Annotated in this window: 29 protein-coding genes and 1 riboswitch; of the genes, 16 read left to right on the forward strand and 13 right to left on the reverse strand. The window is 63.2% G+C overall.

The genetic code is table 11. The annotated features are described in order from the left end of the window. The first annotated feature begins 1 nt into the window (after position 1). A complete protein-coding gene (locus QA643_RS07555) occupies positions 2-2,095 on the forward strand; it encodes a 3-hydroxyacyl-CoA dehydrogenase NAD-binding domain-containing protein (protein WP_283032564.1) in 2,094 nt (697 codons plus the stop codon). Then, positions 2,092-2,520: an acyl-CoA thioesterase gene (locus QA643_RS07560; protein WP_283032565.1), complete on the forward strand. Its 429-nt coding sequence runs from the start codon at positions 2,092-2,094 to the stop codon at positions 2,518-2,520. Before QA643_RS07555 ends, QA643_RS07560 begins: the two co-directional genes overlap by 4 nt. 91 nt (positions 2,521-2,611) lie before the next feature. On the opposite strand, the gene QA643_RS07565 is transcribed toward QA643_RS07560, so the two are convergent. Further along, positions 2,612-3,046, reverse strand: coding sequence for a YMGG-like glycine zipper-containing protein (locus QA643_RS07565; protein WP_349253258.1), 435 nt, complete (start codon positions 3,044-3,046; stop codon positions 2,612-2,614). Positions 3,047-3,188: 142 nt separating this feature from the next. Here QA643_RS07565 and QA643_RS07570 point away from each other — a divergent pair, with 142 nt between their 5' ends. Continuing rightward, positions 3,189-3,377, forward strand: a complete 189-nt coding sequence (locus QA643_RS07570) for a hypothetical protein (RefSeq protein ID WP_283032566.1) — start codon at positions 3,189-3,191, stop codon at positions 3,375-3,377. Positions 3,378-3,402: 25 nt separating this feature from the next. On the opposite strand, the gene QA643_RS07575 is transcribed toward QA643_RS07570, so the two are convergent. After that, a complete protein-coding gene (locus QA643_RS07575) occupies positions 3,403-3,858 on the reverse strand; it encodes a nuclear transport factor 2 family protein (protein ID WP_283032567.1) in 456 nt (151 codons plus the stop codon). A 227-nt stretch (positions 3,859-4,085) separates the two neighbouring features. On the opposite strand from QA643_RS07575, the gene QA643_RS07580 reads away from it, so the two are divergent. Then, positions 4,086-4,928, forward strand: a complete 843-nt coding sequence (locus QA643_RS07580) for a DeoR/GlpR family DNA-binding transcription regulator (protein ID WP_283032568.1) — start codon at positions 4,086-4,088, stop codon at positions 4,926-4,928. Here the strand turns inward: QA643_RS07580 and QA643_RS07585 are convergent. Continuing rightward, complete coding sequence (locus QA643_RS07585; protein WP_283032569.1) at positions 4,925-5,530, reverse strand: ABATE domain-containing protein; 606 nt, start codon at positions 5,528-5,530, stop codon at positions 4,925-4,927. The genes QA643_RS07580 and QA643_RS07585 overlap by 4 nt on opposite strands. 98 nt (positions 5,531-5,628) lie before the next feature. Between QA643_RS07585 and QA643_RS07590 the strand changes: the two genes are divergently transcribed. The 9 genes from QA643_RS07590 to QA643_RS07630 all read left to right on the forward strand — a co-directional run bounded on the left by QA643_RS07590 (position 5,629) and on the right by QA643_RS07630 (position 14,902). Then, entirely contained in the window at positions 5,629-6,540 is a 912-nt protein-coding gene (locus QA643_RS07590; RefSeq protein WP_283032570.1) for a DMT family transporter, read from the forward strand. Between the two features lie 88 nt (positions 6,541-6,628). Beyond that, the gene (locus QA643_RS07595) at positions 6,629-7,012 is read left to right on the forward strand and encodes a RidA family protein (protein WP_283032571.1); all 384 of its coding nucleotides are present in this window, start codon (positions 6,629-6,631) and stop codon (positions 7,010-7,012) included. 203 nt (positions 7,013-7,215) lie between these two features. Further along, positions 7,216-8,760 carry a glycerol-3-phosphate dehydrogenase gene (gene glpD, locus QA643_RS07600; RefSeq protein WP_283032572.1) on the forward strand — a complete coding sequence of 515 codons (1,545 nt, stop codon included), beginning with the start codon at positions 7,216-7,218 and terminating at the stop codon, positions 8,758-8,760. After that, entirely contained in the window at positions 8,757-9,887 is a 1,131-nt protein-coding gene (locus QA643_RS07605; RefSeq protein WP_283032573.1) for an ABC transporter ATP-binding protein, read from the forward strand. Before glpD ends, QA643_RS07605 begins: the two co-directional genes overlap by 4 nt. 12 nt (positions 9,888-9,899) lie before the next feature. Continuing rightward, the gene (locus tag QA643_RS07610; RefSeq protein ID WP_283032574.1) at positions 9,900-10,985 is read left to right on the forward strand and encodes an ABC transporter ATP-binding protein; all 1,086 of its coding nucleotides are present in this window, start codon (positions 9,900-9,902) and stop codon (positions 10,983-10,985) included. Continuing rightward, a complete protein-coding gene (locus QA643_RS07615; protein ID WP_283032575.1) occupies positions 10,985-11,887 on the forward strand; it encodes a sugar ABC transporter permease in 903 nt (300 codons plus the stop codon). The genes QA643_RS07610 and QA643_RS07615 overlap by 1 nt, the downstream gene beginning before the upstream one ends. Further along, positions 11,887-12,693: a carbohydrate ABC transporter permease gene (locus tag QA643_RS07620; protein WP_283032576.1), complete on the forward strand. Its 807-nt coding sequence runs from the start codon at positions 11,887-11,889 to the stop codon at positions 12,691-12,693. The genes QA643_RS07615 and QA643_RS07620 overlap by 1 nt, the downstream gene beginning before the upstream one ends. Positions 12,694-12,703: 10 nt before the next feature. Next, positions 12,704-13,030 carry a DUF2160 domain-containing protein gene (locus QA643_RS07625; protein ID WP_283032577.1) on the forward strand — a complete coding sequence of 109 codons (327 nt, stop codon included), beginning with the start codon at positions 12,704-12,706 and terminating at the stop codon, positions 13,028-13,030. Positions 13,031-13,159: 129 nt separating this feature from the next. Then, positions 13,160-14,902 carry an ABC transporter substrate-binding protein gene (locus QA643_RS07630; protein ID WP_283034739.1) on the forward strand — a complete coding sequence of 581 codons (1,743 nt, stop codon included), beginning with the start codon at positions 13,160-13,162 and terminating at the stop codon, positions 14,900-14,902. Positions 14,903-15,110: 208 nt separating this feature from the next. Here the strand turns inward: QA643_RS07630 and QA643_RS07635 are convergent, their stop codons facing one another. The 10 genes from QA643_RS07635 to QA643_RS07680 all read right to left on the reverse strand — a co-directional run bounded on the left by QA643_RS07635 (position 15,111) and on the right by QA643_RS07680 (position 24,274). Then, positions 15,111-16,211 carry an alkene reductase gene (locus tag QA643_RS07635; RefSeq protein WP_283032578.1) on the reverse strand — a complete coding sequence of 367 codons (1,101 nt, stop codon included), beginning with the start codon at positions 16,209-16,211 and terminating at the stop codon, positions 15,111-15,113. A 283-nt stretch (positions 16,212-16,494) separates the two neighbouring features. Next, positions 16,495-17,136: an SPFH domain-containing protein gene (locus QA643_RS07640; protein ID WP_283032579.1), complete on the reverse strand. Its 642-nt coding sequence runs from the start codon at positions 17,134-17,136 to the stop codon at positions 16,495-16,497. A 373-nt stretch (positions 17,137-17,509) separates the two neighbouring features. Beyond that, on the reverse strand, positions 17,510-17,740 hold the full coding sequence (locus QA643_RS07645; protein WP_283032580.1) for a helix-turn-helix domain-containing protein: 231 nt from the start codon (positions 17,738-17,740) through the stop codon (positions 17,510-17,512). A 350-nt stretch (positions 17,741-18,090) separates the two neighbouring features. Continuing rightward, complete coding sequence (locus QA643_RS07650) at positions 18,091-18,489, reverse strand: hypothetical protein (protein ID WP_283032581.1); 399 nt, start codon at positions 18,487-18,489, stop codon at positions 18,091-18,093. Between the two features lie 24 nt (positions 18,490-18,513). Next, positions 18,514-20,412, reverse strand: coding sequence for a phosphomethylpyrimidine synthase ThiC (thiC, locus tag QA643_RS07655; RefSeq protein WP_283032582.1), 1,899 nt, complete (start codon positions 20,410-20,412; stop codon positions 18,514-18,516). A 252-nt stretch (positions 20,413-20,664) separates the two neighbouring features. Further along, on the reverse strand, positions 20,665-21,273 hold the full coding sequence (locus QA643_RS07660) for a thiamine phosphate synthase (protein WP_283032583.1): 609 nt from the start codon (positions 21,271-21,273) through the stop codon (positions 20,665-20,667). Beyond that, the gene (locus tag QA643_RS07665; RefSeq protein WP_283032584.1) at positions 21,260-22,042 is read right to left on the reverse strand and encodes a thiazole synthase; all 783 of its coding nucleotides are present in this window, start codon (positions 22,040-22,042) and stop codon (positions 21,260-21,262) included. Before QA643_RS07665 ends, QA643_RS07660 begins: the two co-directional genes overlap by 14 nt. 169 nt (positions 22,043-22,211) lie before the next feature. Then, complete coding sequence (gene thiS, locus QA643_RS07670; protein WP_283032585.1) at positions 22,212-22,409, reverse strand: sulfur carrier protein ThiS; 198 nt, start codon at positions 22,407-22,409, stop codon at positions 22,212-22,214. Further along, positions 22,400-23,413, reverse strand: a complete 1,014-nt coding sequence (locus tag QA643_RS07675; protein ID WP_283032586.1) for an FAD-dependent oxidoreductase — start codon at positions 23,411-23,413, stop codon at positions 22,400-22,402. The genes thiS and QA643_RS07675 overlap by 10 nt, the downstream gene beginning before the upstream one ends. Continuing rightward, positions 23,401-23,544: riboswitch (TPP riboswitch) on the reverse strand. It overlaps the preceding gene by 13 nt. 199 nt (positions 23,545-23,743) lie before the next feature. After that, complete coding sequence (locus tag QA643_RS07680; protein ID WP_283032587.1) at positions 23,744-24,274, reverse strand: transglycosylase SLT domain-containing protein; 531 nt, start codon at positions 24,272-24,274, stop codon at positions 23,744-23,746. A gap of 376 nt (positions 24,275-24,650) precedes the next feature. Here QA643_RS07680 and QA643_RS07685 point away from each other — a divergent pair, with 376 nt between their 5' ends. The 3 genes from QA643_RS07685 (at position 24,651) to QA643_RS07695 (ending at position 26,148) form a co-directional block, all read left to right on the forward strand. Continuing rightward, on the forward strand, positions 24,651-24,845 hold the full coding sequence (locus QA643_RS07685) for a hypothetical protein (protein ID WP_065756740.1): 195 nt from the start codon (positions 24,651-24,653) through the stop codon (positions 24,843-24,845). 290 nt (positions 24,846-25,135) lie between these two features. Beyond that, positions 25,136-25,513 (forward strand): PRC-barrel domain-containing protein, encoded by a 378-nt coding sequence (locus QA643_RS07690; RefSeq protein WP_283032588.1) that lies wholly within the window; start codon positions 25,136-25,138, stop codon positions 25,511-25,513. A 95-nt stretch (positions 25,514-25,608) separates the two neighbouring features. Then, a complete protein-coding gene (locus QA643_RS07695) occupies positions 25,609-26,148 on the forward strand; it encodes a PRC-barrel domain-containing protein (protein WP_283032589.1) in 540 nt (179 codons plus the stop codon). Positions 26,149-26,172: the final 24 nt, after the last annotated feature.

Consider the following 26,172-nt stretch of genomic DNA (forward strand, 5'->3'; position numbering starts at 1 on the left):
CATGGACAGCCAAATCATGAACCTTCTTGGCGATCGCGTGCTCGAACTCGGGCCGACGCCGGATGCCGGCGGCCCATACAAGAATTTCAGGCTGACCCGCGACGCCGACGGCGTCGCCTGGCTGCTGTTCGACCGCGAGGGCACCAGCGCCAACACGCTTTCGGCCGACCTGATCGAAGAGCTCGACAAGGTGCTGGCGGAGCTGGAAAGCCAGCGCCCGACGGGCCTCGTGATCCGCTCCGCCAAACGATCCGGCTTCATTGCCGGCGCCGACGTCAACGCTTTTCGCGGCGCGACCGACGTCGCGGCAGTGGAGACCGAGATCGGCCGCGCCCATGCAGTGATCGACCGCCTCGAGGGCTTGCGGGTGCCGAGCGTGGCTGTCATCCACGGCTTCTGTCTCGGCGGCGGGCTCGAAGTGGCGCTGGCCTGCCAGATGCGGATCGCGATCGAGGATGCGCGGTTTGGTTTTCCCGAGGTGATGCTCGGCCTGCATCCCGGCCTCGGCGGCACCGTGCGCTTTACGCAACTGGTCAATCCGATGCAGGCGATGCCGCTGATGCTGACCGGCAAGACCATCGATGCGCGCCGCGCAAAATCGCTCGGGCTGGTCGACGCCGTGACGCAGGAGCGCCATGTGCGGGGTGCAGTCAAGGACGCTGTTTCCGGCCGCCTCAAGCGCGCGCAGCCGGGGCTGCTCAACAATATTGTCGGCCTCGGGCCGGTCAGGAGCTTCCTCGCCGGGCGGATGCGAAGCGAGGCGGCGAAAGCTGCGCCGGAAGCAAATTATCCCGCGCCTTACGCGCTGATCGATCTCTGGGAGAAGCATGGCGGCGATCGTCGTGCGATGCTGAACGCCGAGAAGGCGTCGTTCGCGCGGCTGATGGTGACGCCGACCACGCAGAATCTGATCCGTGTATTCTTCCTGCGCGAGCAGATGAAGAAGCTCGCGGGCAGCGGCAACAGAATCGAGCATGTCCACGTCATCGGCGCGGGCGCGATGGGCGGCGACATCGCCGCCTGGTGCGCCGGCCAGGATCTGCGGGTGACGCTTGCCGACATGAAGCCGGAGCCGATCGCGGGCGCGATAAAGCGCGCCGCCGATCTCTACGGCAAGATTCTGCGCAAGCGCACCGCGGTGCGCGATGCGCTCGACCGCCTGATGCCGGATATGCAGGCAGAGGGTGTCCGCAATGCCGATCTCATCATCGAGGCGGTTCCGGAAAAGCTCGAGCTGAAGCAGAAGGTCTACGCCTCGCTCGAGCCGAAGATGAAGCCCGGCGCTATCCTCGCCACCAACACCTCGAGCATTCCGCTGCAGGATCTGCGCACCACGCTCGCAAAACCCGAACGGCTGCTCGGTCTGCATTTCTTCAATCCGGTCTCGCGGCTGCAGCTCGTCGAAGTCGTCAGCCATGACGGCACTGACGGTGAGCTCCTGAAGCAGGCGCTCGCCTTCGTCGGTGCCATCGACCGCCTGCCGCTATCCGTCAAATCCTCGCCCGGCTTTCTCGTCAACCGCGCGCTGACGCCTTACATGCTCGAAGCGATGATGATGCTCGACGAGAAAATCGATAAGACCGTCATCGACGCCGCCGCGAGAAAATTCGGCATGCCGGTGGGGCCGATCGAACTGGCCGATCAGGTCGGCCTCGATATCTGCCTCGACGTCGGCGACATGCTGCGCTCGAAATTCGGCAACGCGCTGCCGTCGACGCCGGCCTGGTTGCGCGACAAGGTCGCCAAGGGCGAACTCGGCCGCAAGACCGGCAAGGGCTTTTACACCTGGAAGGACGGCAAGGCCGACACATCAGGCATGTCGGCGATCTCAGAGCCGTCAGCCGAAATGATCGACCGGCTGATCCTGCCGATGTCGAATGTCTGTATCGCCTGTCTGCGCGAGGGCATCGTCGACAATGCCGACGTGGTCGACGGTGCGATGATCTTCGGCACCGGCTATGCGCCGTTCCGTGGCGGTCCGCTCAACTATGCACGCACCCGCGGCGTGGACAACGTGGTCTCGACGCTGGATGCGCTGACTGACAAATTCGGCGGCCGGTTTACGCCCGATGCCGGCTGGGAGAACTTCAAGTGAGCGAAACACATGTGCATGCGCCGGTTTCGACCGAGACCGAACCGCGTGGCGACCTCTGCATCCGCACGCTGGCGATGCCGGCCGATACCAACGCCAACGGCGACATCTTCGGCGGCTGGCTATTGAGCCAGATGGATATCGGCGGCGGCGTGTTCGCGTCCAAGATCGCCAAGTCGCGCACCGTGACGGTCGCGATCGAGGCGATGAATTTTCGAAAAGCTGTTTATGTCGGCGATCTCGTGTCGGTTTACGCCAATCTGGTGCGGGTCGGACGCACCTCGATCACAGTCCATCTCGAAGCCTGGGTCGTCCGCCGCAAGGAGCTGCAGTCGATCCTGGTGACTGACGGCAATTTCACCTACGTCTCAATCGACGATGACGGCCGTCCGCAGCCGGTCACCCCGGATGGCGTTATCAAGACGTAGTTTTTTGTTTTGACGCGTTTCTTGACGCGAACCCGGTATCCACCCCCGGATCAAGTCCGAGGGCATGCTTCGCTTGAAAACGCTATGGATCTTACGGGCAGGGACGCTCGTAGCCGTCGCGGCCGATGAACGTGCCGCGGCGCGGATCGTAGCTCGGCGAGCGCATGCAACGGGGCGTGTCGTCATAGTAGCGCGGCGGCGGAGGGGCATATTGCGCCTGGACCCCGCAATAGCGCGGCGAGACCGCGACCCAACCTTCGGGCTGCTCCATGTAGCAACCGCCCTGATACCAGCGATAGCCGCCCGGTCGCGGCTCGCCCTGGGCGCCGATCGCAGCCCCCGTGCCAGCGCCGACGATGGCGCCGATCGCAGCGCCGCGGCCGCCGCCGAGCGCACCGCCGACAATGGCGCCGGCGGCGCCGCCGAACAGCGCGCCCCCGAGGGTGCTTTCCTGCGCCGCCGCCTCCTGGAGCGGAGCGCAAACCGCCAGGGCGACCAGCATCGAGAGCGCGAATTTCGGCATCATGTCAGTTCTCCAGCCATTTGAGCGATTCGCCATATTCCGGAACCAGCTTTGACATAGGTTGGCCTTGTGCCGCAACGGTGGAAGCACGGAACGATTCGCGGTGCAACCCGTTGTAGGCCCGGAAGAAATCAAAGGCTGGGCCATGTCGGACACCTATATTATTGAAGTCGGCTCGCAGCCGGCCGGGATCATCGTGCGCTCGGAGGGCGGCTACCGGTTTTTCGCCGCCTCGCATCGCTTCAACCGCCTGGAAGGGCAGATCTTTCGCAATGCACGCGAGGCAGAGCGGGCCGCCAGACAGCTGGTCAGCGGGATGACGCTGGCGGCATGACCGCCAGCGCCTGATGTCCTGACGGTCAGAGCTTGGTGGCCGCCCGCGACAGCAGCTTCCAGTCGTTGCCCTGCTTCTGCCAGTTCATCAGGATGTGCAGGTTCTGCGGCGTCTTCTTGCCGTCGTTGAACTCCTGCTCGCCGACGAAAGTGAAGCGCACGATGGCGGCGGGACCAACGACCTTGACCGTGGGATCCTTGTATTCAAGCGACGTCCATTTGTAGTTGGCCTTGGCGACGCCGTCGAGAAGCGACGCCTTGGTGTCGATCTTGGCGTTCGAGTGGCTGTAGCTCAGCTCTTCTGCGCAGAGCGAGGCGAGCCCTTCGGCATTGCCGGCCGCCTGCGCCGCACGGAAGGCTTCGACCTTCTTCGCAACGGCGTCTTCATCTGCGCCGGCAAGAGCGGGAACGATGCTTGTGAGCCCAAGGCCCAACCCAAGCGCAAGTGCGGGCAAGGCGAGCTGACGGCGATCGATGTTCATGGTTTCCTCCATTCCGTTTCTGGTTGTGATTACAGTGTCGCAGCCACAAATTGCCTTGTCGAGTGGCAGAACGCTCGCGTGGCTGGGCGCGGTCGCCTTAACCAGGATTCGTCGTTTTGCACCCTCGGCGGCCCTGACGGCCGATCTCCCTCGTTGACCGCGGCCCTAATCAGCCGCACCATAAAGGCAACTTTGTGCCCCAAGTTGATATCGCAAGGGTGCCAGCCGTGGCCGGACTGTCCCACCGTCAGACTGAAATTCTCAACATCGCCCGTGCCTTTGGCCGGGTGATGGTGGAGGACCTCGCCAAGCGCTTCGAGGTTTCGGCGCAGACCATCCGCAAGGACCTCAACGACCTCTGCGACCAGCGCTCGCTGACGCGCATCCATGGCGGCGCCATCATCGCCTCCGGCGTGGAAAACCTCGCCTATGAGGCGCGGCGCTTCGTGGCGGCGGAGGAGAAGCGGGCGATCGGTCTTGCGGCGGCGCAGCGGATTCCAAACGGCTGCTCGCTGTTCATCAATATCGGCACCACGACGGAGGAGGTCGCGAGCGCGCTGACCTCGCATGAGGACCTGCTCGTCATCACCAACAATCTGAACGTCGCGATGCTGCTCTACCGGCACCCGCGCATCGAGGTGATCGTGGCCGGCGGTGCGGTGCGCCGCGCTGACGGCGCCGTGATCGGCTCCACCGCGATCAGCCTGATCGGCCAGTTCAAGGTCGACTACGCCATCATCGGCGCATCCGCGATCGACGAGGAGGGCGCGCTGCTCGACTTCGACTATCGCGAGGTGCAGGCCGCGCAGGCGATCATCGCCAATGCACGAAGCGTCATGCTGGTCGCGGATTCGACCAAACTCCGGCGCAGCGCACCGGTGCGCATCGCCCATCTCAGCCAGATCCAGACTTTTGTGACTGATGCGCCGCTGCCGGCAGGCCTTGCCAATATCTGCCACCATCGCGGCATCGAGATCGTCGAGGCGATGGAGAAGCCGCCGGCCGATATCGACGATCCCGGCGGCGAGGCGGCTTCGGCGGTAGCTCCAACACCTATCCGCTTGCGCTAGTTTCGCGTCACGGAGCGTCGTCGCCGCTGCTTTTCGCGGTTTCCGCATCCCTTCATACTGCACCATTGCCGGCGTTGCGCCTTGCTCGTGTCCAGATAGTACACGTCGCAGTCAGCGGCTCCGCATTTTCGGATTCTCTTGCGTTTCCCACCGACCAGCAGAGATTCGATCGCAAGCGCGCAGGCATGCAGCGGAATTACGGGCGTCCAAGGCAAGCGCCAGCGGTATTCGACCAATCCCGTTGAACGCGATGCGACCAGCGCCCGCGCTGCATGGGCGGCCTGAATGGCGGCGCTCAGCGCATCGAGGTCTGCCTGCCGCACCAGCCGTCTCGAGGTTGTTGCTGCCAGCAGGTCGTGAAGGTGCTCGCGAAGGTGGCGTGCTCGTTTCACGATGCGGATGGACGCCGGATCATGGAGCCGCTGCAGCGGTCCGGCAATCTGCGGTTCGATCAAGCCTGCCAACTCAGCGAACCGCGCCAGGTCGCGGTAGGTCGCAAGGTTGTCGATCGGCTCGTCAGAAGGTCGCTCATCCAGCGTATTGACGAAATCCAGCGCTGGATGACCGCCGCTCCAGTCAAAATGGTCGGCGCGTCTGTTCATCTCGTTCTTGCTCGATACCTCATTTCCAATGTAACCTTTGAAACTGATTTATCAGGTTATCACCCCCGCGGCCATACTGGAAGTGAAGCATGTCCGAGTTGGCCGCCGATCGGCGCACTTCCGCGAATTACCTTCGCGGGGCTCTCTACGGGCTCGCGGCCGTCAGCATCTGGTCGGGTTGGATTGTCGTAGCTCGGCTTGGGCTGCAGACGAACCTCACGCCGTGGGATATCGCGGCCCTTCGTTTCGGAGTAGCCGGCTTGCTCCTGCTGCCTATTGTCCTGCGAAGGGGGCTTGCGCTCGAACGCCTCGGCTTCATTGGATTGATCGCGATCGTGCTCGGTGGCGGCGCCCCCGTGCTGCTCGCCAATACTGGCCTGCTGTTCGCTCCAGCGGCCCACGCCGGCGCGCTGTTTCCCGGCGTGATGCCGCTGGCGGTCGCTGTACTTGCCGCAGCCGTTCTGCACGAGCCGTTCACAATTGTGAAAAAGGTCGGCTTCGCGCTGATCGTGGTTGGAGTCATCGGCATCACCTGGCGCATGGTCGGGCCGATCGATCCGCAGCAGGCGACAGGCCACGTGCTCTTCCTCGCGTCTGCGTTTGCCTGGGCCTGCTACACGGTAGCGATGCGGCGGGCGCGGCTAGACGGATTGCATGCGGCGAGCATCGCCGCTGTCGGGGCCCTGATCCTCTATGTGCCCGCCTATTTTGTTGCGGAAGGTGCAAGCCTCGGCCGGGCATCCCTAGGCGATGTTGCCCTCCAGGCATTCGTGCAAGGCGTTTTGACGGCGATCGTTTCATTGGTTTTTTACGGGCGCGCGGTGAGCTTGCTTGGCGCGTCGAGTGGGGCTGCCTTTGCCGCGCTATCGCCGGCCATGACGGCGGTGATGGCCATCCCGGTTCTCGGCGAATGGCCTGCGACGCTGGACTGGATTGCCATCGCTGCGATTTCGGCCGGCGTTTACGTGGTGAGTGGTGGGCCGCTGCTGCGACGGGCCCGCTTGGAATAGAAAATCTAAAGCGACGATGCAGGAAAAATGGTTTGCGCAACAGCTGCGCAGCGATGCACGAGGTGATCCCTGAGAAAAGGAGAACCAAATGCATATCCGACGCGTGAATGCCGAAACCGCACTCGTGCCGACGACCGGTTACAGTCAGGCGCTTGAAGTCAGCGGTCACACGCGGATGCTTTTCGTCAGCGGCCAAATTCCGGTCGCCGCTGACGGCAGTGTGCCGCAGGATTTTGAAGCGCAATGCAGGCTAGCCTGGAGCAACGTCGAAGCACAGCTGAGGGCGGCCGGCATGACGCTTGATAATCTTGTCATGCATCGGACGTATCTTGCTGACCGTAAGTACACGACCATCAATCGCGCCGTGCGGAATGAAGTTCTCGGTGACCGGAAAACGGCGCTGACGGTTGTCATTGCAGGAATTTTCGACGAAGCGTGGCTTCTCGAAATAGAGGCGGTTGCTGCGGGATAGCCGACCGGCCGGACAGTCGAGGCGCGAGTTGCCTTAGGGGAACTACACAACTTCCATATGTTCGCGGGCGGTGCCCCTCCCACCAAATCGGTTCCCCACTTTCGTTTCGCTTTCGACTTGCTTTCGTTTTTGGTTGTGTTTAACTCCCAATCCGAAAGCGAAGTCGCCGAAGTGAAGAGGCGATCGCCGGGGGATGCGTTTCGTTGGATAGGGTATTCGATCTCGCCATCATCGGAGGCGGCATCAATGGCTGCGGCATCGCGCGCGATGCGGCGGGCCGGGGCAACTCCGTTTTCCTTTGCGAAATGAATGATTTGGCGAGTGGGACGTCGTCCTGGTCGACCAAATTGGTGCATGGCGGCCTGCGCTATCTCGAATATTACGAGTTCCGCCTGGTCCGCGAAGCCCTGATCGAGCGCGAAGTCCTCTGGCAGATCGCCCCCCACATCATCCGGCCCCTACGTTTCGTTTTGCCGCACCATTCCGGCTTGCGGCCGGCCTGGCTGCTCAGGCTGGGGTTGTTCCTGTACGACCATATCGGCGGACGGCACCTGCTGCCGCCGACGCGCTCGGTCGATCTGGTTCACGACGAGGTGGGCAAGCCCCTGATCGCCAACCGCTACAAGCGCGGTTTCGAATATTCCGACTGTTTCGTCGATGACGCGCGGCTCGTCGTGCTGACCGCGCGGGACGCCGCGGACCGAGGCGCCGAAATCCAGACCCGCTCGCGCGCGGTCGAGATCAGGCAGGTAGACGGCATCTGGCACGTCACAGTCGAGAACACGATCAGCGGTGCGCGCAGCACCATCAAGGCCCGGGCGCTGGTCAATGCCGGCGGTCCCTGGGTCGAGCAGGTGCTGTCGGCAGGTTCGGGCGTCAATGCGCGCGCCAAGGTGCGGCTGGTCCAGGGCTCCCATATCGTGGTGCGCAAGCTCTATGAGCACGACCGCGCCTACATGTTCCAGAATGCCGACGGCCGCATCATCTTTGTCATTCCCTATCAGGACGATTTCACCCTGATCGGCACCACCGATCGCGACTATGACGGCGATCCTGCCAAGGTGAAGGCCTCCGACGAGGAGATTCAATATCTGTGCGCCTCCGCCAGCGAATATCTGAAAAAGCCGGTGCTGCCCAAGGACGTGGTGTGGACCTATTCCGGCGTCCGGCCGCTTTATGATGACGGCGCGAGCGAAGCCAAGGCGGCGACCCGCGACTACGTGTTCGAACTCGATACGCCCGGCGGCGCGCCGCTGTTGTCGATTTACGGCGGCAAGATCACGACCTATCGCCGCCTGTCGGAAGAGGCGCTGGAACGGCTGGCACCCTATCTACGCAGCGCGAAAGAGAAAGAAGGGTGGACCGGCAAGGCGCCGCTGCCCGGCGGCGACATGGATGTCTCGGCGGTGGCTGCGCTGACGGCGGAATTGATGCGGAACTATCCGTTCCTCAGCCCGGCGCATGCCGGCCGGCTAGCGCATGCCTATGGCACGCGTGCGACAAAATTGCTCGGCAATGCAAAATCATCTGATGATCTCGGCCAGTCGTTTGGCGCTACCCTGACGGAGAGCGAGGTCCGGTACCTGATGTCGAACGAATGGGCCTGCACCGCTGAGGACGTGGTGTGGCGAAGATCCAAGCTCGGTTTGCGGCTCTCACGGGATGAGATCGCCGCACTCGACGAATGGATCAAAGCCCATAGCGCCTCCGGTGAACGTCCCTTGCGCGAAGCAGGAGGACGGCCATGAGCGTCACGCTCGAACATGTCACACGAACGGTGGACGGTATCCCGACCATTCGCGATGTCTCGCTGACACTCGAACGTGGCACGCTGAGCGTGCTGCTCGGGCCGACGCTTTCGGGCAAGACCTCGATCATGCGGCTGCTCGCCGGGCTCGACAAGCCGGCCACCGGCCGCGTGCTGGTCGACGGCAACGACGTCACCGGCGCCGACGTGCGGCAGCGCTCGGTCGCAATGGTCTATCAGCAGTTCATCAATTATCCCGCGCTGACGGTATACGAGAATATTGCCTCGCCGCTGCGCGTGCAGGGCCGGCCGCGCGAGGAGATCGAGCATCGCGTGCAGGAGGCTGCAAGACTCCTGCGGCTCGAGCCGTATCTGAAGCGTACCCCGCTGCAGCTTTCGGGTGGCCAGCAGCAGCGGACCGCGATCGCTCGTGCGCTGGTCAAGGGCGCCGACCTCGTGCTGCTCGACGAGCCGCTCGCCAACCTCGATTACAAGCTGCGTGAGGAGTTGCGCGCCGAACTGCCGCGCATCTTCGAGGCCTCGGGCGCCATCTTCGTCTATGCCACGACCGAACCCTCTGAAGCGCTGCTGCTCGGTGGCAACACGGTCTGCATGTGGGAAGGTCAGGTGCTTCAGGCCGGCGATACGTCGCAAGTCTATCGCCAACCCGATACGCTGCGCGTGGCGCAGGTATTTTCCGATCCGCCGCTCAATATCGTCGGGATCGAGAAGAAGAACGGTTCCGTGCAATATGCCGGCGGCATCAAGGCGCCAGCCAGCGGGCTCTATGCATCGCTCGCCGACGGGCCGTATCGCGTCGGCTTCCGCGCCCATCAGCTCGAAGTCGCGAGCGGCGTCGCCGGGCGGCACACGTTCCATGCCACCGTCACGGTGACCGAAATAACCGGCTCGGAAAGCTTTGTGCATCTCACCCGCGACGGTTCCAACTGGGTCGCGGTGCTGCAGGGCGTGCATGAATACGAGCCCGGCCAGACCCTCGACGCGGTGCTCGATCCCGACAATGTTTTCGTGTTCGACGCCGCCGATCGCTTGGTCGCAGCGCCAGGTAAAGCGTCTTCAAGCGAAGTGCATCGCGCTTCGTTTGAAGCAAAGAAATCGTGCGCTTGAGGGAGATGCGACATGGCCCGCATTGATCTCGTCGATCTCGCGCATTCCTACGGCGGCAATAACGCGCCGCCGGAATCCTTTGCGCTGAAGCCGGTGACCATGACCTGGCGGCAGGGCGGTGCCTATGCACTGCTCGGCCCCTCCGGCTGCGGCAAGACCACGCTGCTGAACCTGATTTCCGGCATCGTCACGCCCTCGCGCGGAAAGATTCTGTTCGACGGCGCCGACATCACGCCGCTGTCAACCCAGAAGCGCAATATCGCGCAGGTTTTCCAGTTTCCGGTGATTTACGACACCATGACGGTCGGGCAGAACCTCGCCTTTCCGCTGCAGAACCGTGGCGTGCCGAAGGCCGAGGTCGAGGCGCGGGTGAGGCAGATCGCCGATCTCCTGGACCTCACCTTCTATCTCGACCGCAAGGCGACGCGGCTGACCGCGGATGCCAAGCAGAAGATTTCGCTCGGCCGCGGCCTCGTCCGCTCCGACGTCGCCGCCGTGCTGTTCGACGAGCCGCTGACGGTGATCGATCCGGAGTTGAAGTGGCAGTTGCGCTCGAAGCTGAAGGCGCTGCACCGCGAGCTCGATCTCACGATGATCTATGTCACCCATGACCAGACCGAGGCGCTGACTTTCGCCGACACCGTCGTCGTCATGCATGACGGCCGCGTCGTGCAGAGCGGCACGCCGGCCGAATTGTTCGACAAGCCTGCGCATACCTTTGTCGGCTATTTCATCGGCTCACCCGGCATGAACATCGTGCCGGCTGCCGTCAGTGGGCACGAGGCGCGGATCGATGGCCATATCATCGGGCTGCACCGCAATTATGGTGTGCTGCCGGCAGGCGCCAAGATCGAGGTCGGCGTGCGGCCGGAATTCGTCAATGTCGCCGCGCCCGCATCGGGCCTGCTGTCGGCCACGATCGAGCGGATCGACGATCTCGGCCGTGCCCGTTTCGCCCGCGTCCGCGTCGGCGATGCCAAACTTGCCGCGCGCGTTCCGCCGGGATTCTCCGTGTCAGACAATACGGTCGGGCTGGTGTTCGATCCCGCCCATGTTCACGTCTATGCCGACAGCCGTCTGGTCGAGGGGGTTGCCTGATGGACAAGACCGTCAATCAAAAAGCCTGGTTCCTGGTGTTGCCGGTGTTCGCGGTGGTCGCGTTTTCCGCGATCCTGCCGCTGATGACGGTGGTGAACTATTCGATGCAGGACACCTTCGGCAACAACCAGTTCTTCTGGAACGGCGTCGGTTGGTTCAAGGAACTGCTCGATCCCTCGACCGATCTCGGCGGCCGTTTCCTGGCTTCGCTCGGCCGCAATCTGCTGTTCTCCGCGATCATCCTGGCGATCGAGGTGCCGCTCGGCATCGTGGTGGCGCTGTCGATGCCGCGCGAGGGCTGGACCGTCGCCGCATGTCTCGTCATCCTGGCGCTGCCGCTGCTAATTCCGTGGAACGTGGTCGGAACGATTTGGCAGATTTTTGGCCGGCCCGATATCGGCCTGCTCGGCTACACGCTCAACAGTCTCGGCTTTGACTACAATTACGTCTCCAACGAGTTCGACGCCTGGGCGACCGTCATTGTGATGGACGTCTGGCATTGGACCAGCCTCGTTGCGCTGCTCTGCTATGCCGGGCTGAAGTCGATCCCCGATGCCTATTACCAGGCAGCGCAGATCGACGGCGCCTCGCGCTGGGCGGTGTTCAAGGCAATTCAGTTGCCGAAGATGAACCGCGTGCTGCTGATCGCCGTGCTGCTGCGCTTCATGGACAGCTTTATGATCTACACTGAGCCGTTCGTGGTGACAGGCGGCGGCCCCGGCAATTCCACCACCTTCGTCTCGATCGAGCTGGTCAAGATCGCGCTCGGGCAGTTCGACCTCGGCAAGGCCGCCGCGCTGTCGCTGGTCTACAATTTGATCATCCTGATCGTGTGCTGGGTGTTCTACACCGTGATGACCAATGCCGGCGCCGAACGCCCGGTCAAGCAGGGAGGCGCCTGATGCATTCGATTCCCGGACGGCGCCTGATCATCTCAGCGTTCCTGATCTTCCTGCTGCTGCCGATCTACTGGCTCGTCAACATGAGCTTCAAGACCAACAACGAGATCGTCACCACGATGACGCTGTGGCCGCACCAGCCGACGCTGGAGAACTACATGCGCATCTTTACCGACGAGAGCTGGTATTCCGGCTACATCAACTCGCTGAAATACGTGATCATCAATACCGTGATCTCGATCGCTGTGGCGCTGCCTGCCGCTTACGGCTTCTCGCGCTATCGCTTCCTCGGCGACAAGCATCTGTTCTTCTGGCTGCTGTCGAACCGAATGGCGCCGGCCGCGGTGTTCGCGCTGCCGTTCTTCAATCTCTATTCGGCGATCAATCTGTTCGATACGCCCTGGGCGGTCGCGCTGGCGCACTGCATCTTCAACGTGCCGCTGGCGGTGTGGATCCTCGAAGGCTTCGTCTCCGGCGTGCCGCGCGAGATCGATGAGACCGCGTTTCTCGATGGCTATTCGTTCCCGCGCTTCTTCGTCAAAATCCTGGTGCCGCTGATCGCGAGTGGCATCGGCGTAGCTGCGTTCTTCTGCTTCATGTTCTCCTGGGTCGAGCTGTTGCTGGCGCGCACGCTGACCTCGGTTAACGCCAAGCCGATCTCGGCGATCATGACGCGCACGGTCTCCGCCGCCGGTATGGATTGGGGCCTGCTCGCGGCTGCCGGCGTGCTCACCATCATCCCCGGCGCGCTGGTGATCTGGTTCGTCCGTAACTACATCGCGCGCGGCTTTGCGCTGGGCAGAGTGTAGGGGGCTTCTCATGGAAAACATCGCATGGATGGCCTGGACGCTGCCGACCGCGATCTTCTTCGTGATGCTGGCGCTGACGCTCGGCGTGATGACGTGGCTCGCCGCCGCCTATCCCGAGGCCGAGCGCGTCGGCGTGCTGCGCATTCCGACCACGCGCGGCGACCGGCTGTTCATTTCGCTGGTGCTGTCAGCGGTCATCCATTTGCTGTGGATTGCCTTTGTCGGCACCGATCCGATTCTGACGCTGCCGATCGGGGAGGGCGTTGAAATATCGAGCCTGTGGCTCGCAACCCTGATTTCGCTTGTCTCAGCCGTTGCGATTTTCCGCACCGTCTAGGAAGCGAAAAAAGAGCAGATCCGGGATCAACCCGGGCCTGGATATGTGTTTGTCGCTGCAACCGGAGGATCCAACATGCGACGCTTGAGAGAGAGAAACGGTCCGTTGACCAAGGAGAGCTTTCTGACGATGACCAGCGCCGCCGCGCTGATCGCCGCTTCCGTGACCATTGCCGCGCCCGCACGTGCGGACGACGCCGTCAACCAGCGCTGGATCGACAGCGAATTCCAGCCCTCGACGCTGTCGAAGGCGGACCAGTTGAAGGAGCTGCAGTGGTTCGAAAAGGCCGCCGCCCCCTTCAAGGGCATGGAAATCAATGTCGTGTCGGAAACCATCACGACGCATGAATATGAATCGCGCACACTGGCAAAGGCCTTCACCGAGATCACCGGGATCAAGGTCAAGCATGACCTGATCCAGGAAGGCGACGTCGTCGAGAAGCTGCAGACCCAGATGCAGTCCGGCAAGAACGTCTATGACGGCTGGATCAACGATTCCGACCTGATCGGCACCCACTTCCGCTACGGCCAGACCGTGATCCTGTCGGACTACATGACCGGCGAGGGCAAGGACGTCACCAACCCGCAGCTCGACGTCGACGACTTCATCGGCAAGTCGTTCACAACCGGTCCGGACAAGAAGCTCTATCAGCTTCCCGACCAGCAGTTCGCGAACCTCTACTGGTTCCGCTACGACTGGTTCTCCAATCCGGAGTACAAGGCCAAGTTCAAGGCCAAGTACGGCTATGAGCTCGGCGTACCCGTGAACTGGTCGGCGTATGAAGACATCGCCGAATTCTTCACCAACGACATCAAGGAGATCAACGGCGTCAAGGTCTATGGCCACATGGACTATGGCAAGAAGGATCCCTCGCTCGGCTGGCGGTTCACCGACGCCTGGCTGTCGATGGCCGGCAACGGCGACAAGGGCATCCCGAACGGCCTGCCGGTCGACGAATGGGGCATCCGCATGGAAGGCTGCCGTCCGGTCGGCTCCTCGGTCGAGCGCGGCGGCGACACCAACGGCCCGGCCGCGGTCTACGCCATCACCAAATATCTCGACTGGTTGAAGAAATATGCCCCGCCGCAGGCCCAGGGCATGACCTTCTCCGAAGCAGGCCCGGTGCCGGCGCAGGGTAACATCGCCCAGCAGATCTTCTGGTACACCGCCTTCACCGCCGACATGGTGAAGCCCGGCATCGCGGTCGTGAACGCGGATGGCACGCCGAAGTGGCGCATGGCGCCGTCGCCGCACGGCTCGTACTGGAAAGAGGGCATGAAGCTCGGCTACCAGGACGCCGGCTCGGCGACGCTTCTGAAGTCGACCCCGGCCGATCGCCGCAAGGCGGCCTGGCTCTATCTGCAGTTCATCAACTCCAAGACGGTGTCTCTGAAGAAGAGCCATGTCGGCCTCACCTTCGTGCGTGAATCCGACATCTGGGACAAGTCCTTCACCGAGCGTGCGCCGAAGCTCGGCGGGCTGATCGAGTTCTACCGCTCGCCCGCGCGCGTGCAGTGGACCCCGACCGGCAATAACGTGCCTGACTATCCGAAGCTCGCGCAGCTGTGGTGGCAGAACATCGGCGATGCGTCGTCCGGTTCGAAGACGCCGCAACAGGCGATGGACGCGCTGGCCGCAGCCCAGGACTCCGTGCTCGAGCGTCTTGAGAAGTCCGGCGTGCAGAAAGAGTGCGGGCCGAAGCTGAACAAGAAAGAGACGGCCGAGTTCTGGTTTGCCAAGTCGGCAAAGGACGGCAACATCGCGCCGGCGCGCAAGCTGGCGAACGAGAAGCCGAAGGGCGAGACCGTCGACTACGACACGCTGGTGAAGTCGTGGCCCGCCACGCCGCCGAAGCGCGCCGAGGCGAAGTGAGCCTCGTAAACTGCGAGTGATGCAAACAACCGAAGGCCGGGAGTGATCCCGGCCTTTTCTTTTCCGCCGTCGAGCCATTACTCCCGTTGTCATCGTCCGCGAAAGCAGACGATCCAGTACGCCGCGCTCTCTCGCTCTTTTCACCAAAGCCGGTGTTTACTGGATGCCCCGCCTTCGCGGGGCATGACGATGGTGCGGAGGCGCGCCCTCACTCCGCCGCCTGCGCGGCTGCGAGCGTTGGGTAATCCGTATAGCCCTTGGCGCCGCCGCCGTAGAACGTGGTCTTGTCCCACTCGTTCAGCGGCGCGCCCTGCTTCAACCGTTCGACCAAGTCCGGATTGGAGATGAACGGCTTTCCGAACGCGATCAAATCCGCCGCGCCGGCCTCCAGCACTTTGGTCGCGAGATCGAAATCGTAGCCGTTATTGGCGACATAGGCACCGCCAAAGCGCTTGCGCAAGCTTGCATAGTCGAACGGCGCGTTGTCGCGCGGGCCGCCGGTGGCGCCCTCGACGACGTGGAGATAGGTCAGCTTCAGTGCGCTGAGGCCGTCGACGATATGGTCGAACAGCGGCTGTGGGTTCGAGTCGGACACATCATTGGACGGCGTCACCGGCGAGATGCGGATGCCGGTGCGCTCAGGGCCGGCGACACCTGCCACCGCCCTGGAAACTTCCAGCATCAGTTTGGCGCGGTTCTCGATGGAGCCACCGTAAGCATCGGTGCGCCTGTTGGTGCCGTCCTTGGCGAACTGGTCGAGCAGGTAGCCGTTGGCGCCGTGGATTTCGACGCCGTCGAAGCCGGCAGCCAGCGCATTCTCGGTGCCGCGTTTGTAATCGTCGATGATATCAGGGATCTCCGAAAGCTCCAGCGCACGCGGCTCGGAGATGTCGGTGAAGGTGCCGTTCACAAAAGTCTTGCCCTTGGCGCGGATTGCGCTTGGCGCCACCGGCTTGCCGCCGCCGGGCTGCAGGGAGGTGTGCGAGACGCGGCCGACATGCCAGATCTGGATGAAGATGCGCCCGCCTTTTTCATGCACGCGGTCGGTGATCTTGCGCCAGGCTTCGACCTGCTCCTTCGAATAGATGCCGGGCGTATCCTGATAGCCTTGGCCCTGCTGCGACACTTGGCTGGCCTCGGTGATCAAGAGGCCGGCCGAGGCGCGCTGGCCGTAATAATCGACCGCGAGCGGGCTCGGCACCATGCCGGGAGGCACCGCGCGATTACGGGTCAGCGGCGCCATCACGAGGCGGTTCGGCAGGGTGATCGGGCCGAGCTTGAAGGGCTCGAACAGTTTGGTCTGGCTCATGTCTGATGGGTCCGGGGTGAATGACTGATAGGGAAGAGTTGGGCATTGCAGCTATTTGCGCAATGGCCGAGCCATTCGGCTTGCGCAGACGAGCTGCGCAGGCGCCGGTCTTTGTGATGGTATCGCGGGTGCCGCCCGAACGCTGGCGCAGAATGACCCACTCGAAATCGGGAGCGGCGCAGCGAGGGCCTTCTCCCGTCGGCCGCCCTGGCGCTGCAATCGAACTTCCGGATGCCCGGCCGGCGGCGGGGCGCCCGACCGATCGGCCAACGAGCCGGCGCGATCACATCGCCGCGAACGCGCCTTTCTCACCCTTGTCTTGCGCCTGCGCCGCCGCTTCCATTCGCCGGTTGTCCAGCTCGGCAGCCAGCCCGACGACATCTACCTGCATCAGCTCGAACGTCAGGCATTCGCAGCCGATCGAGCGAAACACCTGGCTGGCGGCCTTCTGGACGTTGTTGCCGAAGGTCTGGTGGTCCATCTGGATATCGAGCCGCGACTTGCGGCTGCACATCGCCTTCACCACCGATTGCAGGCGCATGCAGACTTCGTTGCGGTAGTTCTGCGTGCTCTCGAACGAGGCGCGCGGATCGACGATCTGGGTGCGCACGACATAGACGAGGTTGAGCGCGAAGCGGTCGGCCGAGACGGTGCCCTGGGTGAACTTGAACACCTCGGGCCGCATGTCGATCCGCGCCAGCTGCCGGCTGCCGGCCGGGATGCGGTGGCGGCCGGGGCCAAGGGCCTTTTCGAAGCGGCCGCCGCGGTACAGCAGCACGTTCTCGAACTCGTGGACAGTGATGCGGTCGAACCCGACCAGCGCCATAAAACCTTTCCGCAGCAGGGTCGAAATCCAGGCCCACGCGCCGGCGATCACGGCAATGACGATCAAAGCAAAGGCTATCGACCCCAGAGTTTCACCCACGTTATTTCTTCCCCGCCACGGACTTTATCTTTGTTGCAGCGCCGCGATCTCAGCTCTCATTTCTTGGTGTTTCGTGCGTCGAAAATAAGTCAGCCCACGTTCAAGTAGAACGTGTGAACAAAAAATAGTTGGAGTGTGACTTGTCATTTGAATTCCGAATAGGCGCATCGTGACGTCGGATTGAGCGGGGAGGGGCATAGCCGGGGCCTATGATGGCTCATCGGAAGCGTGTTCCAGTTCTCCATTGTCGTCGCCCGGCTCGACCGGGCGATCCAGTACGCCGAGGCGTCTCGGTCGATCACGACCGTCTCTGGAATACTGGATCGTCCGCCTCCGCGGACGATGACAACGGGGTGCAAGTTGTACTCGCCGTTTAGTTGTGCGCGGGAATGTCGGTGCCATCCGTCCCGTACTGCCGGATCTTGTTGCGCATCGTGCGCACCGAAAGCCCGAGCAGCCGCGCGGCGTGGGTGCGATTGCCGTGGCAACTCGCCAGCGTCTGCAGCACGAGCTCGCGCTCGATCGCCTCGACGGTGGAGCCGATCAATAGCGGTACGATCTCGTGGGGTGAGCGGTGAGAATCCGACAGCGGAATCTCCGGCATGGGGACACAGTCCACGCCAAGGTAAAGGTCACTATACTCCCGGGGCATCTACACCTCCCGATCGACGCCTGCTCCGGAACGCGGAGCAGAAACATCAGGAATCACATCGCCTCCAGCCGAAGGGGAGCGTGGCCGCGAATGGTTAACAGAAGGTTAATAAGCACGGAAAAGTTTTGATAGCGATCCGACACATCCAAAGGTATATGTTGAACAGCAGGCAGATAACGGCGTAGGCGCTGCGTCCGCTGGCGCGCTCGGTCGCTGCTTGATCAGTTTTTCATCCGCATGGGCGTAGCGACATTCGGCTGCTTACCCGGATGTCGCTACGCTCATCCGCGTTATCGGCTATGCTAACGCACCGGCTGCTTGGCCCGCTCTTCAGCCGCCACCGCCCGCGCCGGCTTGCCCGAGCGCACCATCAAAAACGTCCCCGATCCCATCATCCCCGGCAGCTTCCATCGCCCATCAATCTCCGTCACGTCCGCATTCACCGTGCCCTCATAGGACACGGTGCCATACCCGTGGCCGGGCGGCTCGTAGCGCTTGATGAACGAGACGGCGCTGCCGGATCGGTGACCGGCAATCGAGGCGTTATGGGTGCTCACCGGACAGCCCGGCACCGTGCAGGGCTGGGTGATGTTTCCCGCGAGCGCGCCACCGGATTCGATGAGCGTCGCGAGAAACGTGACCATGCCGACATGCCGCTGAACGAAGGTGCCGTCCCAGACACCGGTGAGGCTGTCGGTCATCGGACCTGAACGCGTGCGCTTTCGTCACAACACCCGATTGCTCTCCTTCACCTTCTCCGCGTCGAGATACACGCTCGATCCCATCTCCTTGAATTTTTGCGACATCGCCGCCATGCCATCCTCGATGGTGCCGCTCACCGACATGCCAACGCTCGCCGGATCGTTCAGCGTCGCCGCGTAATCCCGTACGTCCTGCGTGATCTTCATCGAGCAGAACTTTGGGCCGCACATCGAGCAGAAATGCGCGACCTTGTGGGCTTCCTTCGGCAGCGTCTCGTCGTGGAAGAGACGCGCGGTGTCCGGATCGAGGCCGAGGTTGAACTGGTCGGTCCAGCGGAAGTCGAAGCGCGCGCGGGAGAGCGCGTCGTCGCGGAGCTGGGCGGCCGGGTGGCCCTTGGCGAGGTCCGACGCGTGGGCGGCGATCTTGTAGGTAATGACGCCGGTCTTCACGTCGTTGCGGTCGGGCAGGCCGAGATGCTCCTTCGGCGTGACGTAGCAGAGCATGGCGCAGCCGAACCAGCCGATCATCGCGGCGCCAATGCCTGACGTGATGTGGTCGTAGCCCGGCGCGATGTCGGTGGTCAGCGGCCCCAGCGTATAGAATGGGGCTTCGCCGCATTCCTTGAGCTGCTTGTCCATGTTGATCTTGATCTTGTGCATCGGCACGTGGCCGGGGCCCTCGATCATCACCTGGCAGCCCTTGTCCCACGCGATCTTGGTCAGCTCGCCGAGCGTCTCCAGTTCGGCAAACTGCGCGCGGTCGTTGGCGTCCGCGATCGAGCCGGGACGCAGGCCATCGCCGAGCGAGAACGAGACGTCATACTTGCGCATGAGGTCGCAGATCTCGTCGAAGTGGGTATAGAGGAAGCTCTCCTTGTGATGCGCCAGGCACCACTTCGCCATGATCGAGCCGCCGCGTGAGACGATGCCGGTGACGCGGTTGGCGGTCAGGTGGATGTAGGGCAGGCGGACGCCGGCGTGGATCGTAAAATAATCGACGCCCTGTTCGCACTGCTCGATCAGCGTGTCCTTGTAGAGCTCCCAGGTCAGCTTGACGGGATCGCCTTCGCACTTTTCCAGCGCTTGATAGATCGGCACGGTGCCGATCGGCACCGGCGAGTTGCGCAAGATCCATTCGCGCGTGGTGTGGATGTTGCGCCCCGTGGAGAGGTCCATCACGGTGTCGGCGCCCCAGCGGATCGCCCACACCATCTTGTCGACTTCCTCTTCCACAGAAGAAGTAACCGCGGAGTTGCCGATATTGGCGTTGATCTTCGTGAGGAAGTTGCGGCCGATGATCATCGGCTCGAGTTCGGCGTGGTTGATGTTGGATGGGATGATGGCGCGGCCGCGCGCGATCTCCGAGCGGACGAACTCCGGCGTGATGAAGGCGGGGACGGATGCGCCAAAACTTTCGCCGTCGGCGAGTGCGGCCTCAGCGCGCTCGAGCTGCTGCTTGCGGCCGAGGTTCTCGCGCTCGGCGACGTAGATCATCTCCTTGGTGATGATGCCGGCGCGGGCGAATTCGAGCTGGGTGATCTTGTGGCCATCGAGGCCGCGAATCGGCTTGTGATGGGCGGTAAAAGCCTTCGCGGCGTGCGAGGCGCCGACATTGCCGTTGTCCTCCGGCTTGATCTCGCGGCCTTCATATTCCTCAACGCCGCCGCGCTCCTTCACCCAGGCGAGGCGATTGCGCGGCAGGCCGGCGTTGACGTCGATGGTGACGGTCGGATCGGTGTAGGGACCGGAGGTGTCGTAGACCGGCAGGTTCGGCTCGCCCGCGGCTTCCGAGAGGATGACCTCGCGCAAGGGCACGCGCAGGTCGGGCGCGGCGTCGGGCGTGGCGAAGATCTTTCGCGACGAGGCGAGGGGGCCGGTGGTGACGGCAGGGAGCGTGGTGTCGGGATTGGAGCGAATGTTCATACTGTATCCTCCGTTTTTATGGGCGTCGTTCCGGACGGGCCGCGAAACGGACCGATCCGGAACCTCGAGGTTATTGAGCGAGATTCCGGGTTCGCGCTTGCGCGCGCCCCGGAATGACGCCGGTGGAAATTTCTATCGTCATTGCTTCTTCCGTCATTGCGAGCGCAGCGAAGCAATCCATTGCGCCGCAAGCGGAGAGATGGATTGCTTCGTCGCTTGCGCTCCTCGCAATGACGGGGAGAGAACTGTTCATCACGCCGCCTCCGCGCATCCGCCCAGCCACTGCCGCACCCGCGCGTCGGGGTCGGCGTTCTGGGTGACGTCGCTGACGACGGCGATGGAGTCGGCGCCGGCGGCGTAGATTTCGGCTGACTGTTCGAACTTGATACCGCCGATCGCAACCAGCGGGATGTCGCCGATGCGCTTCTTCCATTCTGATATTTTTGGGATGCCCTGCGGGGCGAAGCGCATCGCCTTCAGCGTGGTCGGGAAGATCGGGCCGAGCGCGATGTAATCGGGTTTGGCGGCAAGCGCGGTCGCGAGCTCCTCGTCATCATGGGTGGAAATGCCGAGGCTCAATCCGGCTTTGCGGATTTCAGCGAGGTCGGCGCCAACGAGGTCTTCCTGGCCGAGATGCAGGTGCTTGGCGCCGGCGACGATCGCCGCGCGCCAGTAATCATTGACCACGAGTTTGGCGTCGGTGCCTTTGATGGCGTCAAGCGCGTCGGTGACGATCTGCAGCGACTGCGCGTCATCGAGGTCCTTGGCGCGGAGCTGGATCGTGCCGGCGCCAAGCCGCGCCAGCCGCTTCACCCAGGCGACGCTGTCGACCACGGGATAAAATCTGTCAGGATACGGCATGCCAGAACGGGGTCCCGATCACAGGGGTTGAGGGCGAGGCGAAGTCGCGGGCGTCCATCAGGCCCGCCTCGTAGGCGGTGCGGCCGGCTTCGACGCCGAGGCGGAAGGCTTTGGCCATCGCAACGGGATCGGCGGCTTTGGCGACCGCCGTGTTGAGCAGCACGGCGTCGTAGCCGAGTTCGAGCGCCTGCGCCGCATGCGAGGGCGCACCGAGGCCGGCATCGACCACCAGCGTGATATCGGGCAGCCGCTCGCGCATCAGCTTTAGCGCGTCGCGGTTGGTGATGCCTTTGGCACTTCCAATCGGCGCGGCCCAGGGCATCACGACCTTGCAGCCGGCATCGACCAGCCGCATCGCGACCGACAGGTCCTCGGTGCAATAGGGGAACACCTCAAAGCCATCCTGGATCAAAATGCCGGCGGCTTCGACCAGGCCGACGACATCCGGCTGCAGCGTATCGTTGTCGGCGATCACCTCCAGCTTGATCCATGGCGTTCCGAACAGTTCGCGCGCCAGCTTGGCCGTCGTCACCGCCTCACGCACGCTGCGGCAGCCGGCGGTGTTCGGCAGCACGGTGACGCCGAGCTCGCGGATCAGCGACCAGAACGCGTCCCCGGTCTTGCCGCCGGCCGCCTCGCGCCGCAGCGACACGGTGACGATATTGGCCCCCGACGCCCGGATCGCATCCTGCATGATCGCCGGCGAGGGATAGAGCGCCGTGCCGATCAGCAGGCGGGAGGAGAAGGTCTTGCCGTAGAAGTTCAGCATTGCGTTTGTGTCCCGTTCTCGTCGCCCCACACACAAGCCGTCATCCCCGCGAAGGCGGGGATCCAGTACGCCGGGAAGCCAGAGTTCAAGCCGAGAAGCCGCGGCGTACTGGGTCGCCCGGTCAAGCCGGGCGATGACGGCGGAGTATGTAGCATGTGCACTGGCACAATCACCCTCCCTGCCGCGGCGTGATGATCTCGATTTCGTCGCCGGCCTTTAGCGGCGTCTCGGCCCAGCGGCTTTTCGGCACCACGTCGTAATTCAGCGCGATCGCGAAATGCGTGCCCTCGTAGTCGAGCTCGGTGAGCAGCGCATCGACGCGCTCGGCGGTGATATCCCGTGCTTCGCCGTTGACGGTCACACGCATCGCATCACCTCATTGTCGATCGCGCCGCGCTGCACGTAGGCGAGCGTCAACTCCGCGAGCGCCGGCGCCAGCAGGAAGCCGTGGCGGTAGAGCCCGTTGACGGTGATCTTGTTTTTCCCAATCGTGATCCGCGGCAAATTGTCAGGGAACGCAGGACGAAGGCCTGAGCCGAACTCGACGATGCGCGCCTCGGCGAACGCCGGGTGCACGGCATAGGCGGCGCCCAATAGCTCCAGCGCGGAGCGGACGCTGACGCCGGTATCCTCGGCCTCGATCGAGGTCGCACCCAGCATGAACCTGCCGTCGCCGCGCGGGATCACATAGAGCGGCCAGCGCGGATGGATCAGCCGCACCGGACGCGCCAGCTCGACCTCGGATGTCTCGATGATGATCATCTCGCCCTTGACGCCGCGCAGCTCCGGTTGCTCGTCGCGTGCGGAAAGCCCGCGGCAGTCGATCACGATGCCGTCGAGGTCTTCGGCATTCGTATCGCAGTCGAACTTGATGGTGCCGCCGGCGGCCTTGATGCGCGCGTGCAGCTCGGGCAGCACCTTGCGCGGCTCGACATGGGCCTCCTCGGCATAGAACAGCGCGTCACGGAAACGGCCTTCCAGCGAGGGTTCGAGATCGCTCAAGCCGCGCGCGTCGAGCCTGCTGTGGCCGGTGGTCAGCTTGGCAAAGCGCTCGAAATCAGCGCGGTCGCGGGCGTGGGCCACCACCAGCGAGCCGTTGAACGGGGTGTCGGGAAAAAGCTTGCGCCAGAGATCGAGCGAGTGCAGGCCAAGCCGGCCGATCACAGGCTCGGAGGTCTCGGCCTCGCAATAGGGCGCCAGCATGCCGCCGGCCCAATGGCTGGTGGAGAGCGTCATATCGGCGTCACTGCGCTCGTACAGGGTGACGGCGTGGCCGGCCTCGGCGAACAACAGCGCCTGCCAAGCGCCGGCAATGCCCGCGCCGATGATGGAAACGGGGGAATCCCCGCGTAGATCTGACTTCTGGTACATCCCTGTCCCTTCGCCGGCATGACCCGGATCAGGTTCAAAGGGTCACCGCGGTCCCGGCTTTCACCCTGTTGAGGCGATTGCCCAAGCGTGCGGTATCTCAGCTCCTCATCGGAGCACCCCTCGGAACAGGGCTAATGTAGGCAGATAGGCCGGCGTGTCAACGCGGGTCGGCGGGGAACTGCACTGCATTCGTGCCCCGGACTCAGCGCGCGGCGCGCAGCGATACGCTGCAGAGCCGGGCGTCCAGACCGGCCGGCAACCGGCAAATGGGTCCCGGTCCTGCGGAGCAGCGCGAAGGCGCGCAGCACCGCGTCCGGGACACGAGATTAGCTATTTCGCTGTCTGTAGCGCGTTCGCATCGACGGGCGTTCGAGCCGGCGCGGCGACAATTTTCGGCGACGCACCGCTCGCCAGCACCGGTGCGATCTGCAGCGGCCGGTCCTGCAGCTTGTCCTGCCGCTGGCGCTTTGCGGCGTAATAATACCCGCTCGCATAATAACGCATGGCGCGGCCGTGGTCGCCATTGGCGGCACGATAGGCGCCGGCGAGATATTTGATGCCCCAGGCGAGATTGGTGTTGGGATCACGCAGGCCGGCGGCGTCGCCGGTGTAGCCGAGGCCGCGCGCGGTCGGCAGTTTGATCTGCATCAAGCCGATGGTGCCGCCACGGCCGACGAGGCCAGCGTGATACTTGCTCTCGCGCACGATCACACGGTGCACCAGGGCTTCCGGCACGTTGTTGGCCTGCGCATGGGTTGCGACCATGCTTTCATATTGCGCGCGGCTCTGCGCGCTGGCGTCAGATGCGACGAACAGCGCGCCGCCAGCGGCGAGCCAGACGAACTTTGCAAAACTTTTCATAAAAACGATCTCGGCGGATGGACGCGTGGGAACGGTTGGTTCCTGCGGTTAGTTCCACCAGCGGGCCAAGATGTGGCAAAAAACGGACGACATCGCGGCGAAGGCCTGCCCTGCGCGAGCGCGTTAACGAATGCAATGGACGGCGCCGCTGAGATTGTGTGTGCGATGCATCGCGTCTGCGGACGAGAATCTGCGTCACGCGGAAGAATCTGCGTCACGCGGACGCGCAAGAATGTCGTGCAAAAGTCGCAGTCAAGGTGTAAAGAAGACGGCGCGACAAATTCCAGTTCTTTTCGACAGCCAATCTGTCTCATTCAACGAAATTTTAAAAAAGCGAGACGTCATTTACGACGTCCGAAGTCTAGGGAGATGCGTAATGGCTCGACTCGATTCCAGCTATCTGCCTCGCGGCAATCCCTGTGCACAGTGCGGCAAGCCGATCCCAAGGCCTGATTGGGTCGAGAGCAGCCAGGGCCGGACATCCTTCCTCTGGTTCTGCCGCGCCTGCGACTACCGCTTCGAAGCGATCGCGATCTACGAGGAAGCCGATCCCGACGCGCTCGCCGCCTGACGCGATGATCTAGGCTACGCGAGCGATCAGCGCGACCTGCACGGCATCTTCAAGAACGCCATCTTCAGGACTGCCTTCTTCAGGACCGCCTTGCAAATGGCGTGGCCGTTGCGCGACCTCAAGCAGCAGCACTCGGCGCTGTGATCGATATCGGAATAGATGTCTTCGCCTGACCGCTTTGCGGAGCTCCGGCTGCAGTCCTCCCTGAAAGGGAAGGGTAGCTGTCTTATTTCCGGCGGAACAGGTGACGCAGTGCAGCGTTGGTTCCCATTCACGTGTGGGAGGGACCGATGGCAGCAGAGGTCATGGCCAAGCCCCATCCGCTGATCGCGAGCGACCGTGTCGAAGGGACCGCGGTGCGCCGGCCGAACGGGGACATGATTGGCCACATCGAACGGCTGATGATCGACAAGGTCACCGGCAAAGTTTCCTATGCAATCCTGAGTTTTGGCGGCTTTCTCGGCATCGGCGCCAATCTGATTCCGTTGCCGTGGGGACGTCTGCGCTACAGCACGAAGTTCGAGGCCTATGAGCTCGATATCGGCGATGAAGAGCTGAAGCGCGCGCCGTCATTCCGCGCCGACAAGGATTTCGATTGGGGCGATCGCGCGAAGGAAGCCGAACTGCATCGCTATTACGGCATGCCGCCCTATTGGGGCGGCTTTTGACCGCAGCCGGGGCGGGTGTTCCGTACGGAACGCAGGGAACACTTGTTGAAGTGCCGGGTTTCCCTCATGGCGTTTCTGAACTGAGGAGAACCGATATGTTGACCAAATATGCCGTGGCCGGCCTCGCGGCTTCCGCGATGCTGGTGAGTGTCGCGTTCGCGCAAAGTCCTTCGGCAACGACCGACCGCGCCACCACCGCCGCGCCTGCAGCGGCGTCCGATACATCATCGTTCAAGGGTAACTGGCGGACCTCGAAGCTGGTCGGCCTCAACGTGTACAACGACAGCAATGAAAGCCTTGGATCGATCAACGACCTGTTGACCGACAAGAGCGGCAACATCAAAGCCGTGGTGATCGGCGTCGGCGGCTTCCTCGGCGTCGGCGAGCATCTGGTTGCCGTGCCGATGGATAAGGTGAAATTCATCGATGAGCCGGTGGCCTATACCAGCGCCTCGAGCCAGCCCGCGACCGGCGGCGCACGGCCTGCGACGGGCACGAGCACGACCACGACGGGTGCTGCAACCGCGCCGGCGGCGCCTGCCAAGAAGAACCCCTGGTATCCTGATCACGCCGTGTTCAGCGCGACCAAAGATCAGCTGAAGGCGATGCCGGAGTTCAAGTATTCGACCGAGTGAGGCTGACCGCCTTCAGGTCATGCG

Source organism: Bradyrhizobium sp. CB3481 (genome assembly GCF_029714305.1).
GTDB lineage: Bacteria > Pseudomonadota > Alphaproteobacteria > Rhizobiales > Xanthobacteraceae > Bradyrhizobium.